This window comes from Xanthomonas sp. SHU 166 (assembly GCF_000364685.1).
Taxonomy (GTDB): Bacteria; Pseudomonadota; Gammaproteobacteria; order Xanthomonadales; family Xanthomonadaceae; genus Xanthomonas_A; species Xanthomonas_A sontii.
This window is the reverse complement of the sequence record NZ_AQOJ01000347.1, coordinates 1-800: the sequence shown is the minus strand read 5'-3', so window position 1 is coordinate 800 and position 800 is coordinate 1. Positions and strand designations below refer to the sequence as shown.

At 76.1% G+C, this 800-nt stretch carries 1 protein-coding gene; it reads left to right on the top strand.

From position 1 onward, the window contains the following. Positions 1-800 (top strand): hypothetical protein (locus D180_RS10135; RefSeq protein ID WP_017912705.1); only part of this gene is annotated, 800 nt, incomplete at both ends.

Here is an 800-nt window from a genome sequence, read left to right as displayed (position 1 = left end):
GAACTGCCCGGCGCCAGCGCCGAGCCGGCCGCCGCGGTGCGCACGCTGGCGCACGCGCTGCAGCGCAACGACCTGCTCGGTTACGCCCGCGCCGCGGTGCCGCCGGCCCAGTACCAGCGCCTGCAACAGGCCTGGAGCGAGGACCGCAGCCGCTGGCCGCTGACCGAGCTGCCGCTGGCCGAACGCCTGCCCGAGGTGCTCGACACCCTCGCCGCGCCGGACGCCGAGCGCCAGCTGCAGCGCGCCTTCGACGCGCAGTTCGGCGGCCAGGCGGCGAGCCTGAAGCAGGCGGCGCACTCGCTGGGCCTGTTCGGCGTGCAGTTCCTGCGCAACCAGGGCCACTACACGCCCGAGCAGCGCGGCCATTACGTGCAACTGGTGCAGGCGCTGAGCGCCTGGGCCGCGCGCGCGCCGCTGTCCGAGCGCAAGCGTGCGCAGGCAGCGCTCGCGCGGCTGTGCGCGGGCGCGCGCCGCACCGGCGTGCGCAACGATGCCGACCTGCGCACCCTGGGCATGGACGAGAGCCTGCGCCGGCTGGGCCCGTTCGTGGCCGACCTCAAGGCGGTGCTGGCCGACTACGGCCTGGACCTGGACGCCAGCGCCGGCGCGCTGCGCACCGGCCTGGTCAACCAGCAGGGCGACCAGGCGGTGGTGCGCATCCAGTACCCGCTGGACGGCGAACAGATCGACACCACCGCGGTGCTGGTGCGCCGTGACGGGCACTGGTACCTGCGCGACACCCTCAGCGAGGTGGACGCGCTGCTGGCGGCCAGCGCCGGCACCGCCGCCGCGGCCGCGGC